This is a genomic window from Pseudoclavibacter sp. JAI123 (assembly GCF_013409665.1).
Taxonomy (GTDB): Bacteria; Actinomycetota; Actinomycetes; order Actinomycetales; family Microbacteriaceae; genus Pseudoclavibacter.
On the sequence record NZ_JACCCM010000001.1, the window covers coordinates 2,059,902 to 2,077,754 of the forward strand.

General features: G+C 62.4%; 20 protein-coding genes. 8 read left to right on the forward strand and 12 right to left on the reverse strand.

Annotation, left to right across the window (positions count from 1 at the left end):
* Window position 1: 1 nt before the first annotated feature.
* Together HDC34_RS09660 and HDC34_RS09665 are read right to left on the reverse strand one after the other, a co-directional pair.
* Window positions 2-628: a hypothetical protein gene (locus HDC34_RS09660; protein WP_179556703.1), complete on the reverse strand. Its 627-nt coding sequence runs from the start codon at window positions 626-628 to the stop codon at window positions 2-4.
* Between the two features lie 42 nt (window positions 629-670).
* Window positions 671-1,216 carry a hypothetical protein gene (locus HDC34_RS09665; protein ID WP_179556704.1) on the reverse strand — a complete coding sequence of 182 codons (546 nt, stop codon included), beginning with the start codon at window positions 1,214-1,216 and terminating at the stop codon, window positions 671-673.
* Window positions 1,217-1,246: 30 nt separating this feature from the next.
* Between HDC34_RS09665 and HDC34_RS09670 the strand changes: the two genes are divergently transcribed.
* On the forward strand, window positions 1,247-1,603 hold the full coding sequence (locus tag HDC34_RS09670; protein ID WP_179556705.1) for a hypothetical protein: 357 nt from the start codon (window positions 1,247-1,249) through the stop codon (window positions 1,601-1,603).
* A gap of 989 nt (window positions 1,604-2,592) precedes the next feature.
* Here HDC34_RS09670 and HDC34_RS09680 read toward each other — a convergent pair.
* Together HDC34_RS09680 and HDC34_RS09685 are read right to left on the reverse strand one after the other, a co-directional pair.
* Window positions 2,593-3,090 (reverse strand): hypothetical protein, encoded by a 498-nt coding sequence (locus HDC34_RS09680; RefSeq protein ID WP_179556707.1) that lies wholly within the window; start codon window positions 3,088-3,090, stop codon window positions 2,593-2,595.
* A gap of 95 nt (window positions 3,091-3,185) precedes the next feature.
* Complete coding sequence (locus HDC34_RS09685; RefSeq protein ID WP_179556708.1) at window positions 3,186-3,836, reverse strand: hypothetical protein; 651 nt, start codon at window positions 3,834-3,836, stop codon at window positions 3,186-3,188.
* Here HDC34_RS09685 and HDC34_RS09690 point away from each other — a divergent pair.
* Together HDC34_RS09690 and HDC34_RS09695 are read left to right on the forward strand one after the other, a co-directional pair.
* Entirely contained in the window at window positions 3,826-4,314 is a 489-nt protein-coding gene (locus tag HDC34_RS09690; RefSeq protein ID WP_179556709.1) for a hypothetical protein, read from the forward strand. The genes HDC34_RS09685 and HDC34_RS09690 overlap by 11 nt on opposite strands.
* An 11-nt stretch (window positions 4,315-4,325) precedes the next feature.
* Complete coding sequence (locus HDC34_RS09695) at window positions 4,326-4,604, forward strand: hypothetical protein (protein WP_179556710.1); 279 nt, start codon at window positions 4,326-4,328, stop codon at window positions 4,602-4,604.
* A 357-nt stretch (window positions 4,605-4,961) separates the two neighbouring features.
* Here the strand turns inward: HDC34_RS09695 and HDC34_RS09700 are convergent, their stop codons facing one another.
* From HDC34_RS09700 to HDC34_RS09735, 8 genes are all read right to left on the reverse strand, one after another.
* Window positions 4,962-5,540: a hypothetical protein gene (locus HDC34_RS09700; RefSeq protein WP_179556711.1), complete on the reverse strand. Its 579-nt coding sequence runs from the start codon at window positions 5,538-5,540 to the stop codon at window positions 4,962-4,964.
* Between the two features lie 519 nt (window positions 5,541-6,059).
* A complete protein-coding gene (locus HDC34_RS09705) occupies window positions 6,060-6,401 on the reverse strand; it encodes an Lsr2 family protein (RefSeq protein WP_179556712.1) in 342 nt (113 codons plus the stop codon).
* A 138-nt stretch (window positions 6,402-6,539) separates the two neighbouring features.
* Window positions 6,540-7,118, reverse strand: coding sequence for a hypothetical protein (locus HDC34_RS09710; RefSeq protein WP_179556713.1), 579 nt, complete (start codon window positions 7,116-7,118; stop codon window positions 6,540-6,542).
* Window positions 7,119-7,239: 121 nt separating this feature from the next.
* A complete protein-coding gene (locus HDC34_RS17535; RefSeq protein WP_218854941.1) occupies window positions 7,240-7,725 on the reverse strand; it encodes a hypothetical protein in 486 nt (161 codons plus the stop codon).
* A 124-nt stretch (window positions 7,726-7,849) separates the two neighbouring features.
* Window positions 7,850-8,134 carry a hypothetical protein gene (locus HDC34_RS09720; protein ID WP_179556714.1) on the reverse strand — a complete coding sequence of 95 codons (285 nt, stop codon included), beginning with the start codon at window positions 8,132-8,134 and terminating at the stop codon, window positions 7,850-7,852.
* Between the two features lie 60 nt (window positions 8,135-8,194).
* Window positions 8,195-9,790 (reverse strand): recombinase family protein, encoded by a 1,596-nt coding sequence (locus HDC34_RS09725; RefSeq protein WP_179556715.1) that lies wholly within the window; start codon window positions 9,788-9,790, stop codon window positions 8,195-8,197.
* A 114-nt stretch (window positions 9,791-9,904) separates the two neighbouring features.
* Complete coding sequence (locus tag HDC34_RS09730) at window positions 9,905-11,137, reverse strand: DUF349 domain-containing protein (protein WP_179556716.1); 1,233 nt, start codon at window positions 11,135-11,137, stop codon at window positions 9,905-9,907.
* 148 nt (window positions 11,138-11,285) lie between these two features.
* Complete coding sequence (locus HDC34_RS09735) at window positions 11,286-12,065, reverse strand: peptidylprolyl isomerase (RefSeq protein ID WP_104311975.1); 780 nt, start codon at window positions 12,063-12,065, stop codon at window positions 11,286-11,288.
* 69 nt (window positions 12,066-12,134) lie between these two features.
* On the opposite strand from HDC34_RS09735, the gene HDC34_RS09740 reads away from it, so the two are divergent.
* The 5 genes from HDC34_RS09740 (at window position 12,135) to alaS (ending at window position 17,853) form a co-directional block, all read left to right on the forward strand.
* Window positions 12,135-13,460: a replication-associated recombination protein A gene (locus tag HDC34_RS09740; protein ID WP_179556717.1), complete on the forward strand. Its 1,326-nt coding sequence runs from the start codon at window positions 12,135-12,137 to the stop codon at window positions 13,458-13,460.
* Between the two features lie 196 nt (window positions 13,461-13,656).
* The gene (rpsD, locus tag HDC34_RS09745; protein ID WP_068484404.1) at window positions 13,657-14,286 is read left to right on the forward strand and encodes a 30S ribosomal protein S4; all 630 of its coding nucleotides are present in this window, start codon (window positions 13,657-13,659) and stop codon (window positions 14,284-14,286) included.
* Between the two features lie 176 nt (window positions 14,287-14,462).
* Window positions 14,463-14,876 carry a DUF948 domain-containing protein gene (locus HDC34_RS09750; protein WP_179556718.1) on the forward strand — a complete coding sequence of 138 codons (414 nt, stop codon included), beginning with the start codon at window positions 14,463-14,465 and terminating at the stop codon, window positions 14,874-14,876.
* A gap of 38 nt (window positions 14,877-14,914) precedes the next feature.
* On the forward strand, window positions 14,915-15,109 hold the full coding sequence (locus HDC34_RS09755) for a Na+ dependent nucleoside transporter N-terminal domain-containing protein (protein WP_104311972.1): 195 nt from the start codon (window positions 14,915-14,917) through the stop codon (window positions 15,107-15,109).
* Window positions 15,110-15,183: 74 nt separating this feature from the next.
* Window positions 15,184-17,853: an alanine--tRNA ligase gene (gene alaS / locus HDC34_RS09760; RefSeq protein WP_179556719.1), complete on the forward strand. Its 2,670-nt coding sequence runs from the start codon at window positions 15,184-15,186 to the stop codon at window positions 17,851-17,853.

Below are 17,853 nucleotides of genomic sequence, written 5' to 3' on the forward strand. Positions count from 1 at the left end.
ACTACCTACCTTCACGGGTGCTACTAGTGCCATTTCTGGCTTTGCGGTTTGCGCGCTTGTCTCTGTAGTCCAGGAATCTATCTTTGAGATAGCGGGGTTTCAGTTCTTTCCAGAAGTTTGACTTGGTAGCGCCTAGTTCGCGGCTCATGTCTCTCTTGGTGCGTTTCAGGACAAAGAATACTTTACTCTGGAATTCGGGGAATCCATCCTCAGTTACAAGTGTTCGAAGTCTACGCCTACCCACCGAGTAAGACTTTACGTCATTTACTACATTTTCACTGCTTATTAGTTCGATGTTCGCCACACAGAGCTTTTCGCGCCTCATGAGGGCGGCGTATTCCTGTTGCAGATCTTTATCTTTGTGCTCAGGCGGTCTATTGCTCACATGGTTGTGTCGCATATTGTTTAGTATCGCTTCCATCTCGGTTGCTACCGATACAAATTCCGCGTAAGCCTCTCGGCGCTGTCCACGCAACCAAAGTTCCGACGCCATTTTGTGCTGCCTATATCCGGTGTGGATGGTTCCAATGATTGCCAGTGCGGCTATGCCGATTGTTACCCACTGCAATACCGGATCGCCCGCAGCGTCGTAGGAAGCAGATTCAGAAGTGGCCGTAAGTAAGTTCATGTCCTGATGATACCTGTTTCCTCTCTTGGACGAGCGAGGGCGCTACTTACCTTCACCGGTAGTAGCGCCCTTTCGTGATACCCCTAGCTCTATACTCATTTGTTCACGTACCGCAAGCATTGCAGCCTTAAGGTCTTTTTGCTTGCTCCCGAAGTCAGGTTGGGCTATCTCATGGTATAGCTTGCGCTTTTTGTCTTGGTAAGTCTCGGCTAGTTCGTACAACTTACGACTAGCGAGCACGTCAAGAGTTGCAATAGCCAGAAGTTCTCTACTTGTCAGTTCGGCGTATTCCTCTTCTACGTCCTCTTGGTTCCTACATGGTGCCTCATATGCAGCGTAGCTCACGTGCAAATCGGCAAGCGTTCTGTATTGCTGTGTCGTGATAGCTATGAACTCAGCATATGCCTCGCGGCGTTGGGTGCGTAGCCATTGCTTACCCGCCTGTTGCTGCGAATAGTACGCAACCCAAGCACTTACCCCGACTGCCAGCGCAGCCACTACCAGCGTTACGACGTTAAAGAAGATATCCGGTTGCGACGATTCGATAACTACGTCGCCGCCTGGGGGTATCGGTTGAAGGATGTTCATAACTCAACACTACTTGAAAGGGGCCAGCCATTGAGCTACCCAATTGACGTAGGCCCTTTCGAGGTCTACAACTCAGATACATTCACCCGGGTCTTTGGGTTCGAGCGCAACGACGCTCCACTCGAAGACCTTGCTGACTGGACCAACTGGCGCGCACAGTGGCGCGGAGACGACGAAGGCGAGCTTGTGGAGCTGACTATCACAGTCTTTCCTCTCCTCGGGACCGTCACTGTCTCAGCCCCAGCCGCTCTCGTTCCTCTCATGCATAGCCCCGGACAGTTCGACGTGAAGGCAACCCGCGGCACTGAGGTCCGCACCTGGATCAGAGGCGAGACCTATTGGCGCTCTGGCGTCACCCGAGACCTACCAGGGGAGGAGGAACTATGAGCGACGTAATCAAGGTCCAAGTCCACGAGACCGAGACAGTCAAGGTCAAGGTCTACGACGGCCTTCCCGGTCAGGCTGGTCACGTTGGTCCTCAGGGTGCAACCGGCATCCCAGGTCGAGACGGTATCGACGGAACACCCGGCCTGCCTGGCCGCGATGGAGCTGACGGTGCACGCGGGCCACAAGGCACCCCTGGTGAGCGCGGACTACCTGGTGCTGACTCCGTTGTACCTGGCCCTCAAGGCGAGCGCGGACCTGTCGGCCCCGCATCCACGGTTGCCGGTCCCGTTGGTCCTGCCTCTACTGTTCCTGGTCCTGAGGGACCACGAGGGCTACAAGGCATCCAGGGTCCAGCCGGTACAAGCTCTGTGGCAGTCAGTGAGCACGAGCGACGAGGCGTCGGCTTCCCCAACGGCAAAGAGACGGCCCCTGTTGGCACCTACTACACGGATACAGCCGGAACGAATGGCGCGTGGCGCTGGCTCAAGACGAGCGGCACCGGCAACACTGGCTGGTCAATCGTCTTCGGGCATACGGGACGCAGAGACATTAGCTCTCTCTTCCCTGCAACTCTTCCGAACACGACGCCCAACACCTGGCCTGCCCTCATGTGGCGCGACGGTAACAGGGTCTACGTCACTGCGAACTCTGCTCCAACGGTCAACACTGCCATTCAGGTTATGTCCCTACCGGTTGGTTTCCGACAGCCGGCAGCGGATTGGGTAGGTGGCGCTACAGGAGTAGTAGGCGGCGCTGTCCCCGCTGGCGGTCTCGTCTGGCTTAAGGCAAATGCGCTCCGCTTCCAGGTGGCTACAGCCGGGCCGCACAAGCGTTGGTCTATCTCGTGGGACAGCTTCGACCCTTGGCCTACGACTCTTCCCGGTACGGCTATCAACTAAATAATTCACTAACTACAGAACCATCGCACGGCTCGGGTGTTTCACAGTGACCTTCAAACCGAAAAGAAAGGACCTTGGGTTGTACCCCATCTATTCGGGGCCATTCCGTGTCTCCTCATTGTCAAGGTATGCCTGACGGTTGCTCTCGATTCGGCGGTCAATCTCATCTTCGCGTTGAAGGCTGACGCGCTCATAAACGCCAAGGTCTACCCACATTTGAATCGTGAGTATGGCTATTGTTGCAGACAACTCACGCTTGCTTCCAGGGTACGCTTCAGTGCCCGCGTGCGCGAATGCGCTTCTTAAGTTGCTGTCGTAGATCTTCAGCAATTTTTTCGCGGGCAGGCTGCCAATTACTCGAACGTCTGCGACTGCGAGGAAGTGCCGTTCGTCAGCCGACACAAAAGCTCTGAAGGCCGCATCTGTTTTGCCAGCGTGGTATTCGTCAAGCGCACGCAGAGTATGCGAGTATGCGGCTTGAAACTCCCGGTAAGCCTCTCGCCTTTGCTCTTTGACCCAAGTTCGCGTCGTGTATACGCGCTGTTGCCGAGACAGCCACAGGGTTCCGAGCAAAGATACTGCGGCCACGCCTAACGTTAGATAGCTTAGCCACGGGTCATTGGCGGAGGCGTAGACAACGGTTTCGGGTATCGAAGGTTGTGGTGTCGGCGTTTGCCACAGCATCATTTCTCTGAACCGGTCGTTTCGGGAGCCGCGTGTTTAGGTGCATCAAATCTTATGGGAACTTCGAAGTTCTTTGGTGAGCGAGGTCTGAAATCTTCCGACTTGAACAGTTCTCGTTTCGCTTCTGCGTATGCCACATCCTCTGGCGAAGTGTCTACCTCCATCTCTTGCCGGAATAGGATAGTGATGATGTCGAGAAGGCGTTTCGCTTCGTGTTCCTCATTGATCCCGGGAATATCATCCGCTTTTTCTGCGAACAAGATATCGTTGAAAGTAGTCACAATCTCGTTGGACGCGGCGTAACAGGCGGTCTGTGTGACCGTCGGTGCATAGATATCTACGCGAGCGTTCCTAGCCATGAGTTTTTCTACTTGTTCAGTGATTGCGTCTCGAAGGGCGGCAGGATCGGTTCGCCGGAGAATCGAGAAATGGGCGAACTTGCCAATCGAAATGTGAGCCTGTTCCAGGTATGCCGAGTACGCCAGTTTTCGCTGTTCCCGTAGCCAGGCCTCCCGCGACTGCTCGCCCTGTAAGAGCTGAACCTTCTCGGGTACTCCCTTGGTCGCCACGAGCGCCCAGACGGAGATGCCTGCCGCCGCCAAGGCGGCTACTGCTGTGACGCCTTGCGTCCATGCCTCAATGATTTCCACCCTCAAACTTTACGCGAAAGGGGGCCGCATGACGGTTCCTCACATCAAGTCTGCCTGGCAACGTGCCGTTGCCTACGTGGACGAACCGCGCGCTCATCGCGTGGCCTACCTCATGCTGTACGGCTTCGTGCTCTCGGCTGGCTTCCAAGCGATCTTTCAACCACCGCGAACGCTCGTCGCTGAGCTTGGTCCTGGGGGAGTGTTTGGCATCGGCTTGACGCTCGTCGTTGGTGCTTCCCTCGGTGCGGCCTTCGCGCTGCGGACGTGGTGGTACTTCGAACGCATTGGTCTCATCCTGTCCGCAGCGGGCATCCTCATCTACGGATCGTCCATCATCTATCTGCACTTCGCCCAAGAGGGGAACCGGCTGTTCAATGCCTCGTTGCTCCTGGCCTTGGTGGTCGCCCTCGTCATCCGATATCTAGAACTTGTGCGGGAAGAAAAGCTTGCAAATAAGATTCATGCACTGACTTCGTAGCGGGGTAACTAATGACCCTGCAACTCTGGATATCAATCATCATCGCCGCTCTAGGCTCAGTCCTCATCAAGGACACCATTCAAGGTGTCGTGCGGTGGGTCAAAGGGCGACCGGTGTCAGCGAAGAAGAACGACCGCGCGCAAATCCGCGATGTGGATTCGGTCTTCAACGCCTACCTACTTTGGAAAAACTACGCCTTCACGCTTGTCGGGATGCTAACAAGTCGCGGTGTGTCTCGTGAAGATATTCCTCCGGCTCCTGACGTGGACCCGCTTCAAGACGAGAAATAGGAACATATTATGAAAAACGAACAGCTAGCCGCTCTGACGGCTGGATACAGAACAGGCGCACAGGCTGCGTCAACAACCCTCGGTCTCGCTGTGATCGCTTCCCAGGTGGCAACGTGGGGTGACGTTCAGGCGCAGCTTGTCAGCTTCGGTGTTGCACTCGGCAGCGCGGCTATCGTCGGTGTCAGTTCGGGCCTTGTCGCGTACCTACAGTGGATTTCCAAGGGTGCGCCGGACGCCTACCAGACTGCAAGTAACACCCTGCCTCAGTAAACCCTTGTATTAATTGAGCAAACTTGCTCAGGACTCAGCCCCCTACTTCATCCTTCATTGGGTGGAGTTGGGGGCTTTCGTCGTCGTCTAGAAACTGGAATCAATCTCTTGGAAAGTGGGCTTCAAGCCCGCAAGTTTTGAAGCCTGAGCTACTTCCTCAAATCCTGGGTTGCCCTCCGGTAGCCCCTCTTCGCCTCTGATGTACATTGCCATGGTGTTGTACCCATCACCCGCGAGGAAAGTGCAGGTCTGCAAGCTGACTCTATTCAGCTTTATCCCGGCCCTGTAGAGGTCTTCAAAAGCAATGTCGATTTTGTACACGTGCTTCCGGGTTCGCTCATTGGTGAGAAGCATTGACTCTTGCGCGATGATGCGAGACCGCTCCTCACTCCAGATCGTCATGTGCTGTTTTCGGCTTATCTTCCGTGCGCTCGGGTCTCCGAGCACGATCATGAATTCCCTCTTCATGTCTCGGTAGATACCAAGTAGTTTCTTCGCAGAGTCTAGGCTGTCGCGACGAAGTAGTTCCTCGTGCTCCGCTCTCCGGCGGTTGTCTTCGCGGTTGGCGCTGAGCCTTGCGACTGCGAAGGTTGCAAAACCACCCACGCCTGCACCGACGAGTGCCGAACCAGCGCCTACGAGGGCCGTCACAAGCTCAATCTCCATGCTCTGACCCTACACATGACGAAGCCCCCTACCTCGCGAGAGAGGGAGAGGGCCGCGGCGTGAGTCTGATGTTCACACTGGGTAGGTGATGGGAACGTCTGCTAGCACGTTGGTAGTGAATTCTTCAAAGAGGACTACTCGTGTGGCTCGGTCGAGACTTGAGACGTGTCCGGTGCTGACCGACGTTGACCCTTGCGTTCCAAACGCACCATTGCTGACCAGCTCACCCTGGAAGAGCCTGAACGAGTACACGCTATTTGGTGTCCCGTTAGTCAAGGTGAACTCGTAGAGGTAACCGCCGCCTGTCGGGCCTCTGTAGAACATCTGAAAAGTCAGCGCGGGAGGTTCACCCGACGCCGCGCGTGCGGGGGGCGCGACTGAGAGTGCAACCACGGGGGCTGTCCAGGCGGCAACCATGAGACCACGGCGCGACATGGGGGAGTGTTCGGGCATGCGCTGAGCATACGACGAAGCCCCCCCCGCCTGAGTAGAGGCAGAGGGCTAGCGCCGGGGTCTCGCTTAGTTGGCGGCGTCGTACGCGTCCAGGATCGCGGACGGGATGCGGCCACGGTCGGACAGCGTGTGTCCGTTGCTCTTGGCCCATGCGCGAACCTCGGCAAGATCGGTGCGCTTGCCAACGCTGCTCACGCTGCCCTTGGAGGACTTCGAACCCTTGCCAACCTTCGTGCCCGCTTCGACGTAGCGGTTCAGGTGTGAACGAAGCTTGTCAGCGTTCTTGCTGTTGAGGTCAATCTCGTAGTCCTTGCCGTCCAGGCTGAACGAGACAGTCTCGCCTTCGCCCTCTTCAAACGGCGTCTGGTCAATGTCGTCTACGAACTGGTAAATAACCTTGCGTGCCATGGTGCGGGCCTTTCGTTGGGTGTTGCTTTAAGTCTGAAGAGAGAGTAACAGGTCTAAGGCTGGGGGAGGGTTAAGGTGGCTCGCTTCAGCCGAAAGCGTCAAGTGTTCGCACGTTTGTTCAAGCGCCGTGACTCGGAATTAGTTGGCTCCCTTGACATATTCCCGGTTCGGCTCCACTACGTACGTGTCTGTCTGCCCCTCGGTGGTCACATCCAAAACCACGTAGTTCAAGGTGAATGGATCGATAGGGTTACCGGCTGTGTCAACCACGGCAAGGGTGTAGTTGGGGCTAATTTCGCCGTGCAGCCTTGCCGAGTCCTCAAGCTGGTTCGACTCTTCCCAGGCGAGACGCGAGGCGTGGATGCGGAGTACGGATGCATCCCGCTCCACCTTCGAAACAAGGTAGTTCTGCGCGTCTTGCTGAACCTGGTTGCCGTTGGGGTCCACAATCTCGGCGGTGCCGTGACCGTGCTGCACCAGGGGGAGTACCAGTTCAAGGGGCTTGAAGCGGATTACGTCACGAGCCGTGGACATTTCGTCCAGCTCCTCTTGACCGAGTACGTCCAGCTCTTCGCCGTTCGGGTTGGTCTGCGTCTCCTCGGTCGCGTCGGCGGCGGGCGCTTCTGCTGGTGCTGAGCATGCCGAGAGGCCAACGGCCATAAGTACGAAGGCGACGAGGACGAGGGGGAGTGAGAAGAGCTTGTGTGTGACGGTCATTTTGAGTTCCTGGTGTTCGATGGCTTGAGGGGGATAGTTGCCGGTGCTGAAACGGTCATGGCGATGATTGGAGTTGACCACATAAGCGAGAGACGGGGAGCAATTTCGGCAGTGTTCATTACTAAAAACTTGTCCAAGGTGTCGGCGTGGGGGTCGGTGTTGCCGTAGGTGTCGGCTCGGGTGTGCTCGGCAGAGTGGCGACCGGCTCAGGCGTCGGCGTCTCCTCCACGGGTGGGCGACTTGTGCTGACCGGCGTCGTGCTTGGGGTGCTCATTGGTGCTGGCTCTGGGAGAGGGGCTGTGACTACTTCCGGAGTCGTCCCGGCCTGTGCGGTCGGCATCGTCGCTACTGACTGCGTGTAGGTCTTCGGCACGGGGGCTTCCATCTTCTCTACGAACTCCGGGGATAGAACTTCCTCGGGGGCGGGCTGTTCTGCCTGCTCGGTGAGCACCGGTAGAGACGCTTCGTGAGTCATGTCGGGAGCTTCGTTCGATCCGCTTCCAAGCCATGTAACAGCGAGCACGGAGAAGAGCGCGGCTACGGCTGCCGTAATGCCCGTCATTAGAAAGGGCTTCAGCTTCTCGCTGGCCGTCTTCGTGGTAGTCACTCGGTCTACTCCTGTGCTCGTATAACTGCGGGTGTGAGCATTAGAGTACAGGTGTGTAATGCATTTACACACCTGGTCAGCAAAAAGCCCCCGTCGGCTTGACGAGGGCTGCGACGCTGCGTGCCTACGGCTGCGTCTTGCTTCGCTCTATGGCTTTGTACACGGCGTCACGGCTCTTGAACCCTGCAATGCGGATCAGGTCCGCCATGGGTACGCCGGACTCTTTGGCGACCCACATAGCGGCGTTGCGTTCGGCCTCGGCATCGGCAAGAGCGGCCTTGCTGTCTTCAAGCTTGGAGACGGCGCGAGTCAGGTTCTCGGCTGCTGTCGCGCGTTGCTGTTCGAGGGCGCGTAGCTGTGACTCAACGCTGACTGACGACGATTGATCGTTGGTGCTGTCTTTTGCCACGAGAGGAGGCTACCAGCGGGGAGTGCACACCTTCAGAAGACACGTTGTGCAGTTGCAGAATCACCGAGAGTCCTCTTCCGCTGTCATTGCTTTAGCCAGCTCGGCATCGCGTGCGGTGAACTCGTACCGCTTGGTAGCTGATCCACCCTTGATGCGGGGCTGAATGGTGATCTTGTAGAAGTACTTCACCAAAGCTCGGCGCTCATGGATCGGCAGCGCGTCGAACCTCTCTAGAAGAGCCTTGCGATATTGGCTAGCGTCGCTGAAGTCGATTCGTTGTGCACCCAGCAAGCCGATACGAAGGTCGTGTAGTCCCTCGTATTTCGTGGCTTCGGTCTCCTCAATGAGCGTTATAAGTTTCGCTTCCTCGTCTTTGAGCTGGCGTAGCTTCGAGGAGATATCAGCCAGTTCGTATAGCTCTCCAACGCCGGACAGGAGTTCGGAACGAGTGCGCTTCAGTACGTCGTGATCATCTCGCAGCTTGGCCGTATCGGCTCGTGACTCTTCGTTGAAGCGGTCGCCAACCTTGATGAAAGCGTAGACAATTTGAGTGCGCGTGTAGGCGTCCAGCTCGGTTGCGTCGGCAGTGACGTGGCGCTTCATCTTCTCTGATGCGTCCCGGGTGCGGTTCTTGGATTCGCACCGATAGGTGTAGCGGCGCTCGCCTGGCACCTTGCTAGCAACGCTGTTGGCTTGCATGACGTTTCCGCAGACACCACAGGTCGCAATGCCGGACACTAGGCGTTCCGAGATTCGCCCCGTCGTCGTGCGGCGGCTCTCACTCGTGAGGATGCTCTTGACCTTCAGATAGGTCTGCTCGTCCGTGATGTGTTCCCACTGGCCGCGCACGTCCGGCAGATAATCGAGCGTGCGCCCGTGGAGGCGAACAAAGCCCGCGTTGGACGGTCGAAGCAAGACCGTTCGAACGCTCGATGAAGTCCATACCTCGGCCTTGCCAACGGTTGGGTAAAGCTCGTTCCAGCGGTTGCGGATACTTGCCAGCGAGGCAGGCGAATCGCTAGACACGATTGCCGCGTAGGCATCTCGGATCGCTTCGGCTTCTACAGGTTCGAGCAACATGGACCGTGCAGGGTTGCCCTTCTCCCACTGCCAGCCAAACGTTTTCTTGGCGGCACGAAGACGGCCCTCTACTCGGCGTTGCTCAGTGACGTTGCGCGCCGTCTCGCTCTTCTGTGCGGACTGGAGTTCGGCTAGAGACTGGTAGAGCTGAAGTTGGAACTTGTCCGCGGACTTGCGCGGGTCCATCTTGTTTCCGTCGAACGTGTGAAACAGGACGCCCTTGTCTGCACACGAAAGACGAATGAGGGAGTTCTCCTCGTCGTTGCACCCGATGCGGTCTATGGCGCGAGCCACGATCACATCAATCTTCCCGGCCTTGATCGTCCGCATGAGTTCCGCGAACGCCTGACGGTTTGCACCTGGCTTGTAGCCGCTGATTCCGTCGTCCACCAGGGGAGTCCCGACGAGCCTGTAGCCCTCGGCTTGGATGAGAGCAAGCCCCCGTGTCTGTTGAGCACGGATGCTCACGGAGGCTTGCTCGCCCTTCTCCTCGCGTGTGACGTGCCCCTTGGCTACGTCGTCGCTTGAGACGCGTACGTACAGCGCTGCCCTAGGGATGCTTGGCGAGTCGGCCATGGACGCATCCAAGCATGGAAAGGTGGAAACTTAAGGATGCACACTCGCATCCTGCCCCACTTCGTGGTCTTCGCGCCGCTCAGCCTGGTGAGCTGTGGACAGCGCTCAACGTTCTCAGCTGCCGAGGGCTCCGAGCCACACGCGGCGGGCTTCGAGCGCCTCCTCGGCTTCCTTCACGGCACGCTTGTCTCCACGAGCCTCCGCGGCAGCGCGCTCGGCTTCGAGCTTCTCGATCGCCTCGGTGAGCTGGCTGTGCATGCCCTGGCTGCGCGCCTGGCGCTCCGGGTTGGACTTCTGCCAGTGGTCGTCGTCGAGCTTGCGAACGTGCTGCTCGATCGCACGGAGGCGGTCTTCCGTCGCCTTGAAGTTCTCGCGAGGAACACGGCCGATCTCATCCCAGCGTCGCTGGATGTCGGCGAGCTTCTCGCGTGCAGCGCGACGGTCGGTGATCTGGAGAATCGGCGTGGCCTCCTCGAGCAGGGCGGCCTTCGCTTCGTAGTTCGCGGAGTACTCGACGGTCTCGGCCGCGTCGACTTCGCCCTTGGCCTGGAAGAGCACGTCTCCAGCCGCCTTGAACTGGTTCCACAGGGCGTCGTCGTACTTGCGGCCAGCACGGCCAGCGGCCTTCCACTCGTCGAGCAGGCGACGGTACTCGGCCACGCCGTCCGCGCCGCGAGGTGCGAGCGCCTCGGCGCGCTCGAGGATCTTCGTCTTCGCGTCCCGAGCGGTCTTGTGGCTCGCGTCGAGTTCGGCGAAGAACGCACGACGCTCACGCTCGAGCGTGCTCCGGGCGCCACGGAAGCGCTTCCAGAGGGCGTTCGCCTCGGCCTTCGGCAGGCGCGGCCCATCCTGCTGGTGCGCCTTCCACTTCGTGAAGAGCTCGTCGATGCTGGCCGTCGTCTGCTTCCACTGGATGGAGGCTGGGGGCTGGGCGGCGAGGCGCTCGGCCTCGACGACGATCGCCTCGCGTTCCGCGAGGGCCCTGGCGATCTCCTCCTGCTGCGCTTCGCGCTGCTGCTCGGTGAGCTCGCTGACCGTCCCGCCGAGCGCGTCGAGGCGCGACCGGAGCGCCGCGAGGTCGCCGACGGCGTTCGCGTCGCTCAGCTGTGCGCTGAGGTGCTTGGCAGACTTCGCGATGTCGGAGGCCGGTGCGCCGTTCTTGACTCGCTGCTCGAGCAGCGAGACCTGACCCTCGAGGTCAGAGAACTTGCGGACGAAGTACGCGAGAGCCTCCTCGGCCGTGCCATCCGGGTACTGGCCGACCTTGCGCTCAGTCCCTTCTTCGATCACGTACACGGTGCCGTCTTCTTCGACGCGGCCCCACGGGTTCTGGGGGAGTGCAGACATGGCGGGTATTCCCTCACGGTAGGCGTTTGCGCAGCTTGCGCGACTGACTCCCCATGCTAGGACACTGCGGACGCTTCGTTCACCAGCGCATGCCCAGTCTCTGCAGACGACGGGGAGCCCCGTCGCCGCGTCCGGGCGGTCCGACCCGCTACTCGAGCGTGAGCGACGTGATCACCGCGGGTGCGACCGGCGCACCATCGCCGCCCCCGGAAGCGGGGTCGACGCCGGCGTCCACGATGCCCGTGATCAGCTGGTCCAGTCCGTCCGTGACCTGGCCCATGACGGTGTAGCCGCCTGCTGCGTCACCGGGGAGGGTGGTGTCCTCGTAGACGATGAAGAACTGGCTGCCCATGCTCTCGGCGTTGCCGCCCTGGCGGGCCATGGCGATGGTGCCAGCCGGGTAGACCCCGTCTTCAGGCGCGTTCTCGATCGGGCCCCAGCTGTAGCCGGGCCCACCCGTCCCGGTTCCGGTCGGATCGCCGCACTGCAGCACGAAGAGGCCCTCCGTCGTGAGGCGGTGGCAGGAGGTGTCCGTGAAGTAGTTCTCACCGCTGAGGGAGACCATGTTCGCGACCGCCTGGGGAGCTGCCGCGCCGTCGAGCTCGATGCCGAGCGTGAGGTCGTCGTTGAACGTCAGCTCGCCCGTCCAGGTGCGCGCCTCGGCGATGGCCGGGTCTGGCACCTCGCCGGCGGGCGTGGCCGCAGGCGTCGAGGTGGCGTCCGCTGCGGGGGCTGGAGCACCGGGGCCGCCGGTGAAGTAGAAGACCTGCAGGGCGCCGACGACAAGCGCCACGACGACGAGGGCGACGGTCCAGACGCGGTTGTCTCGACTCCGACGTCGGACACCCCGTTCGTGGACGGCGACGCGCGCCTCGTACTCGCGGGTACGCCGACGCTGTTCACGCGTGTTCTTCTCCGAAGTTGCCACTGTGCCTCATTCGCTTGTCCTCAGCATGCCGTGCAGGCACCAGAGGGGAGTTTACTAACATCGGGCCTCATGACCGGTGACGCGCCAAGCCTGGCGGGTACAACCGCGCCCCTCGCGGTGCGGATGCGCCCGCGATCCCTCGACGAGGTCGTCGGTCAGCGGCACCTGCTGCGCCCGGGCTCGCCCCTCCGCGCGCTGGCGTCCCCCGAGCAGGACGCTCGCGCTGGCACCTCCGTGATCCTCTGGGGTCCGCCCGGAACGGGCAAGACGACGCTCGCGCAGGCGATCGCGCACACCTCCGGCAAGCGGTTCACCCAGCTCTCCGCGATCTCGGCCGGCGTCAAGGACGTCCGCCAGGTGATGGATGAGGCACTCACGCAACGCGATCTCTACGGCATCCAGTCGGTGCTGTTCCTCGATGAGATCCACCGGTTCACGAAGGCGCAGCAGGACGCGCTCCTGCCTGGCGTTGAGAACGGCTGGGTGACGCTGGTCGCAGCCACGACCGAGAACCCGTCGTTCTCGGTCATCAGCCCGCTGCTCTCCAGGAGCCTGCTGCTCACGCTGCAACCGCTCGACGAGGCGGACCTGATCGAGCTCATCGACCGTGCCGCCACCGACAAGCGAGGGCTCTCGGGGGTCTTCGAGGTCGCGGACGACGCCAAGCGGGCCATCGTCCAGTTCTCCTCCGGCGACGCGCGGCGCGCGCTCACCACGCTCGAGGCCGCGGCCGCGGCAGCGCAGGCCTCGGAGCAGACGACCATCGACGCCGAGATCGTCGCGAGCGCCTCCGACCAGGCGCTCCTGCGCTACGACAGGGACGGCGACGAGCACTACGACGTCATCAGCGCGTTCATCAAGTCCGTCCGAGGGAGTGACCCGGACGCTGCGCTCCACTACCTGGCGCGGATGATCGTCGCGGGGGAGGACCCGCGCTTCATCGCCCGGCGCCTCATCGTGCTGGCGAGCGAGGACATCGGACTCGCGGAGCCACGCGGACTCGAGATGGCAGTCGCCGCGGCAGACGCCGTGCAGCTCATCGGCATGCCGGAGGGGCGGATCCCGCTTGCGCAGGCGACCGTGTTCCTGGCTACGGCACCGAAGTCCAACGCGGCCTACTCCGGCATCAACGCCGCCATCGCCGATGTCAAGGCGGGCGGCATCGGCCGCGTTCCCAAGCACCTCAGGGACGCGCACTACGCAGGAGCGAAGCGCCTCGGTCACGGCAAGGGGTACAAGTACCCTCATGACGACGCGCGCGGCGTCTCCGAGCAGCAGTACCTCCCCGACGAGCTGAGCCAGCGCGAGTACTACTCGCCGACCCGCTTCGGCGAAGAGCGCGAGATCGCTGCCAGGCTCGAGAAGCTCCGCGCCATCACCAAGCCGGGTACGTGACGGTACGCCGCACTGTGCTAGTCTTTCTCGGTCTACGTCCCGGGACCGTGCGGCTGCGCGTCTGGGAGTAAGGCGTGCAGTCTGTAGCCGACGCACGCGCGACACTGCTCAAGTTTGACGCCGGGGCATGGCCTTGGCGGAGAGCAACTTCATTTCTGCGCGCTCACGCGCGCCAAACTTCGCTCGAAAGGCAATTGTGTCCAAGACCTCACGTTCACGCAGCAAGGTGCGCCTCAGCCGCGCACTCGGCATCGCGCTCACCCCGAAGGCTGAGCGCGCGCTCGAGAAGCGCCCGTACGCACCGGGCGAGCACGGCCGCACGCGTCGCAAGACCGACAGCGACTACGCCGTCCGTCTGCGCGAGAAGCAGCGCCTGCGCGCCCAGTACGGGCTCCGCGAGAAGCAGCTTCGCATCGTCTTCGAAGAGTCGCGTCGCGCGGCAGGCCTGACGGGTGAGAACCTCGTCGAGCTGCTCGAGATGCGCCTCGACGCGCTTGTCCTGCGTTCGGGCTTCGCCCGCACGACGGCTCAGGCTCGTCAGCTCGTGGTGCACCGCCACATCCTCGTCGACGGCAAGCTCGTCGACCGCCCCAGCTTCCGCGTGAAGCCGGGACAGCTCATCCAGGTCAAGCAGCGCTCGGAGGCCCTCGAGGTCTTCCAGGTCGCCGCAGCCGGTGGCCACGCGGACGTCCTCCCGAAGCTCCCCGCGTACCTCGATGTCGACCTCGCAACGCTCCAGGCGCGCCTCGTGCGTCGCCCGAAGCGCGTCGAGGTCCCGGTCACGTGTGAAGTCCAGCTCGTCGTCGAGTACTACGCTGCTCGCTAGCCACGCTGGCGCTCCGGTTCGCCGGAACTGGCAGTTCGGGGCAACCCGCGCCGCCGGAGCCAACTAACATAGGGGCGGGTCATCGCAAGATGACCCGCCCTTTTGTCTGTCCTGCGGCGCTGCGGCGCTCGTCTATCCGTGCGGCGACGCGCCGCGCTCACTAAGGAGCAAGCACCATGTCTGGTGGCGACATCGCCGGCCTCATCGCGGCCGCAGTCTTCCTCATCCTCGTCCTCCTGCTCGCTGTTCCCCTGCTGAAGCTCGGCGGGGTGCTCGACGAGGTGCGCAGCGGCATCCGCGAGTCCGTCGACGCGATCACGCCAACCCTCGCCGAGACGCAGGTCACCGTGCTCGAGGCCAACAAGCAGCTCGCGAAGATCGACAGCATCACGACCCACGTCTCCGAGACCACGAGCAACGTCTCAAGCCTCGTCGCACTCACCGCGGCGACCGTCGGCGGCCCCCTCATCAAGCTCGCCGGCTTCTCAGCCGCCGTGCGCGCCGGCATCTCCAGCCTCAAGAGCGATGGACCTGCGGCGGTCAAGTCCACCTCGAAGCCGAAGAAGCCGAAGAAGCGCGCAACGCGCTGACCCGCCAGACACCCGCTCACCACGTTCCAGGAGATCTCATGCGCACAGCGCTCAGCATCATCGGCGGTATCGCCGCAGGCTTCGCCCTCGCCCACCTCGTCAACTCGACCCCAGCAGGCCGCACGTTCTTCTCCGGCGTGAACGGACGCGTCGACGAGTTCACCGAAGCCGTGGCGGAGGGCTACCGCGCGCGCACGCAGGACCTCACCGCGGCTATCGCCGACATCAAGTAGCGCGACACCCCACCCACATCCCGGGGGGCCTCGTCGCCCGTCGCCAGTCGCCACAGAAAGAGCCACACAGCACGATGCAAACCGCCGAGATCCGTCGCCGCTACCTCGACTTCTTCGAGAAGCGGGGGCACACCGCAGTCCCCTCAGCGCCCCTGGTGAGCGACGACCCGACGATCATGTTCACGATCGCGGGCATGGTTCCGTTCATCCCGTACTTCACGGGAGTGGTCCCGGCCCCGTTCGACCGCGCGGTCAGCGTGCAGAAGTGCATCAGGACCAACGACATCGAGGAAGTCGGCAAGACCCCTCGGCACGGCACCTTCTTCCAGATGTGCGGGAACTTCTCGTTCGGCGACTACTTCAAGCAGGGCGCGATCGAGTTCGCCTGGGAGCTGCTGACCACGCCGGAGAGTGCGGGCGGGCTCGGATTCAAGCCGGAGGACCTCTGGATCACGGTCTACGAGAAGGACGACGTCGCACGCGGCATCTGGCGTGAGGTCACGGGGTTCCCGGATGCACGCATCCAGGGCCTCGGCATGAAGGACAACTTCTGGTCGGCGGGCGGCCCCGGCAGCCCCGCCGGTCCCTGCTCCGAGATCTTCTTCGACCGTGGCCCCGCATACGGAGCCGACGGGGGACCGGCAACCGACGACGACCGCTACGTCGAGATCTGGAACCTCGTGTTCATGCAGTACGAGCGCGGTGAGGGAACCACGAAGGACGACTACGAGATCGTCGCCGACCTCCCGAAGCAGAACATCGACACGGGCATGGGCCTCGAGCGCATCGCCTTCATCAAGCAGGGCGTCGACAACATGTACGAGATCGACCAGGTTCGCCCGGTCCTCGACAAGGCCGCTGAGATCTCCGGCAAGGCCTATGGTGCCTCCCACGCGGACGACGTGCGCATGCGCGTCGTCGCCGACCACGTGCGCTCCTCGCTCATGCTGATGGCCGACCGGGTCGAGCCGGGCAACGAGGGACGCGGGTACATCCTGCGGCGCCTCCTGCGCCGGGTCGTCCGAGCCATGCGCCTCCTCGGGTTCGAAGGCGCCAGCCTCCCGCAGCTCCTGCCCGCTTCCAAAGACGCGATGAAGGACGCCTACCCAGAGCTCGTGGACGAGTTCCCGCGCATCGCGCGTCTCGCCTACGCAGAAGAAGAGACCTTCCTCCGCACGCTCGCAGCTGGCACGGCCATCCTCGAGACCGCCGTCACCGAGACGCGTGCGAGCGGGGTGCAGCACCTCTCCGGTGAGACCGCGTTCAAGCTCCACGACACCTTCGGCTTCCCCATCGACCTCACCGTTGAGATCGCCGAGGAGGCGGGCGTCAGCGTCAACCGCGAGGCGTTCGAGCGGCTGATGAGCGAGCAGCGCACGCGTGCGAAGGCGGATGCGAAGTCAAAGCGCTCCGCCCTTGCCGACGTCTCGGTGTACAGCGAGTTCCGCTCGCTGGGCGAGACCACGTTCGTCGGCTACACCGACCTGACCCACGAGAGCGAGGTGCTCGGGCTCATCGTCGACGGTCACCCCGCCGTCAGCGCCAGCTCCGGACAGCAGGTCGAGATCATCCTGGCCAGCACGGCGCTCTACGCGGAGTCGGGCGGACAGGAAGCAGACTCTGGCCAGATCACCTCAGCCACCCGCGGACTCGTCGCGGACGTCGTCGACGTCCAGCGGCCCATCGCGGGCCTCGTGAGCCACACCGTCACCATCGTCTCCGGTGAGGTCGCCGTCGGCGATCGCGTCGAGACGATCGTCGACCCGGCATACCGTCGCAGCGCCAACCAGGCCCACACGGCGACGCACCTCCTCCACGCCGCGCTCCGCGACGTGCTCGGACCCGACGCCCACCAGTCCGGCTCGTACAACAAGGCCGGGTACCTGCGCCTCGACTTCTCCTGGAGCCAGGGACTCACGAACGACACGAAGGCCGAGCTCGAAGGCATCGTCAACGACGCCATCCGCGCCAACCACGTCGTCACGACCCGCGAGATGGACCTCGACGAGGCCAAGTCGCTCGGCGCTCGCGCCCTGTTCGGCGAGAAGTACGGCAGCCGGGTGCGGATGGTCGACATCGGCGGCCCCTGGTCGCGAGAGCTGTGCGGCGGCACGCACGTCGGCAGCTCGTCGGAGATCGGGATCGTCAACCTGGTGGGGGAGTCCTCCGTCGGCTCGAGCAACCGCCGCATCGAATCGCTTGTCGGGCGAGACGCCTTCGCGGACTTCGCCGTCGAGCGCGCCATCGTCTCGCAGCTCACGAGCAACCTCAAGGCCCCACGCGAGCAGCTCGCCGACCGCGTCCAGGACCTGGCGACGAGCCTCAAGGCCGCTCAGAAGCGCATCGCGGAGCTCGAAGCCGCCGAGGCCATGCGGCGCGTGCCCGCGATCGCCGCCGAGGCCAGCTCCGCTGGGAGCGTCCTGCTCGTGGCGAAGCACCTCGGCGAGGTCCGTAGCGCGGACGAGCTCCGCTCGCTCGCGCTCGCCGTCCGCGAGCAGCTCGGCGACCGACCTGCCGTCGTCGCGCTCGGCGCCGCCTCCAACGGCAAGCCGATCGTGCTCGTCGCCACCAACCCGGCCGCGCGTGACGCTGGGGCCGCAGCAGGCGCCCTCGTTCGCATCGCGGCCCCGATCCTCGGCGGAGGCGGCGGCGGGAAGCCGGACGTCGCGCAGGGCGGCGGCACCGACGTCGAGCGCCTCGACGACGCGCTCGCCGCGATCCGCACTGAACTCGCGAATGGCTGA

Bases quoted from the DNA above. Each gene is read 5' to 3' on its own strand.
- HDC34_RS09750 (WP_179556718.1), top strand. From the start codon at position 14,463: ATGTCTGGTGGCGACATCGCCGGCCTCATCGCGGCCGCAGTCTTCCTC.
- HDC34_RS09730 (WP_179556716.1), bottom strand. From the start codon at position 11,137: ATGTCTGCACTCCCCCAGAACCCGTGGGGCCGCGTCGAAGAAGACGGC.
- HDC34_RS09695 (WP_179556710.1), top strand. From the start codon at position 4,326: ATGACCCTGCAACTCTGGATATCAATCATCATCGCCGCTCTAGGCTCA.
- HDC34_RS09710 (WP_179556713.1), bottom strand. From the start codon at position 7,118: ATGACCGTCACACACAAGCTCTTCTCACTCCCCCTCGTCCTCGTCGCC.
- HDC34_RS09690 (WP_179556709.1), top strand. From the start codon at position 3,826: ATGATTTCCACCCTCAAACTTTACGCGAAAGGGGGCCGCATGACGGTT.
- HDC34_RS09700 (WP_179556711.1), bottom strand. From the start codon at position 5,540: ATGGAGATTGAGCTTGTGACGGCCCTCGTAGGCGCTGGTTCGGCACTC.
- HDC34_RS09705 (WP_179556712.1), bottom strand. From the start codon at position 6,401: ATGGCACGCAAGGTTATTTACCAGTTCGTAGACGACATTGACCAGACG.
- HDC34_RS09725 (WP_179556715.1), bottom strand. From the start codon at position 9,790: ATGGCCGACTCGCCAAGCATCCCTAGGGCAGCGCTGTACGTACGCGTC.
- HDC34_RS09740 (WP_179556717.1), top strand. From the start codon at position 12,135: ATGACCGGTGACGCGCCAAGCCTGGCGGGTACAACCGCGCCCCTCGCG.
- HDC34_RS09665 (WP_179556704.1), bottom strand. From the start codon at position 1,216: ATGAACATCCTTCAACCGATACCCCCAGGCGGCGACGTAGTTATCGAA.
- HDC34_RS09660 (WP_179556703.1), bottom strand. From the start codon at position 628: ATGAACTTACTTACGGCCACTTCTGAATCTGCTTCCTACGACGCTGCG.
- alaS (WP_179556719.1), top strand. From the start codon at position 15,184: ATGCAAACCGCCGAGATCCGTCGCCGCTACCTCGACTTCTTCGAGAAG.
- HDC34_RS09755 (WP_104311972.1), top strand. From the start codon at position 14,915: ATGCGCACAGCGCTCAGCATCATCGGCGGTATCGCCGCAGGCTTCGCC.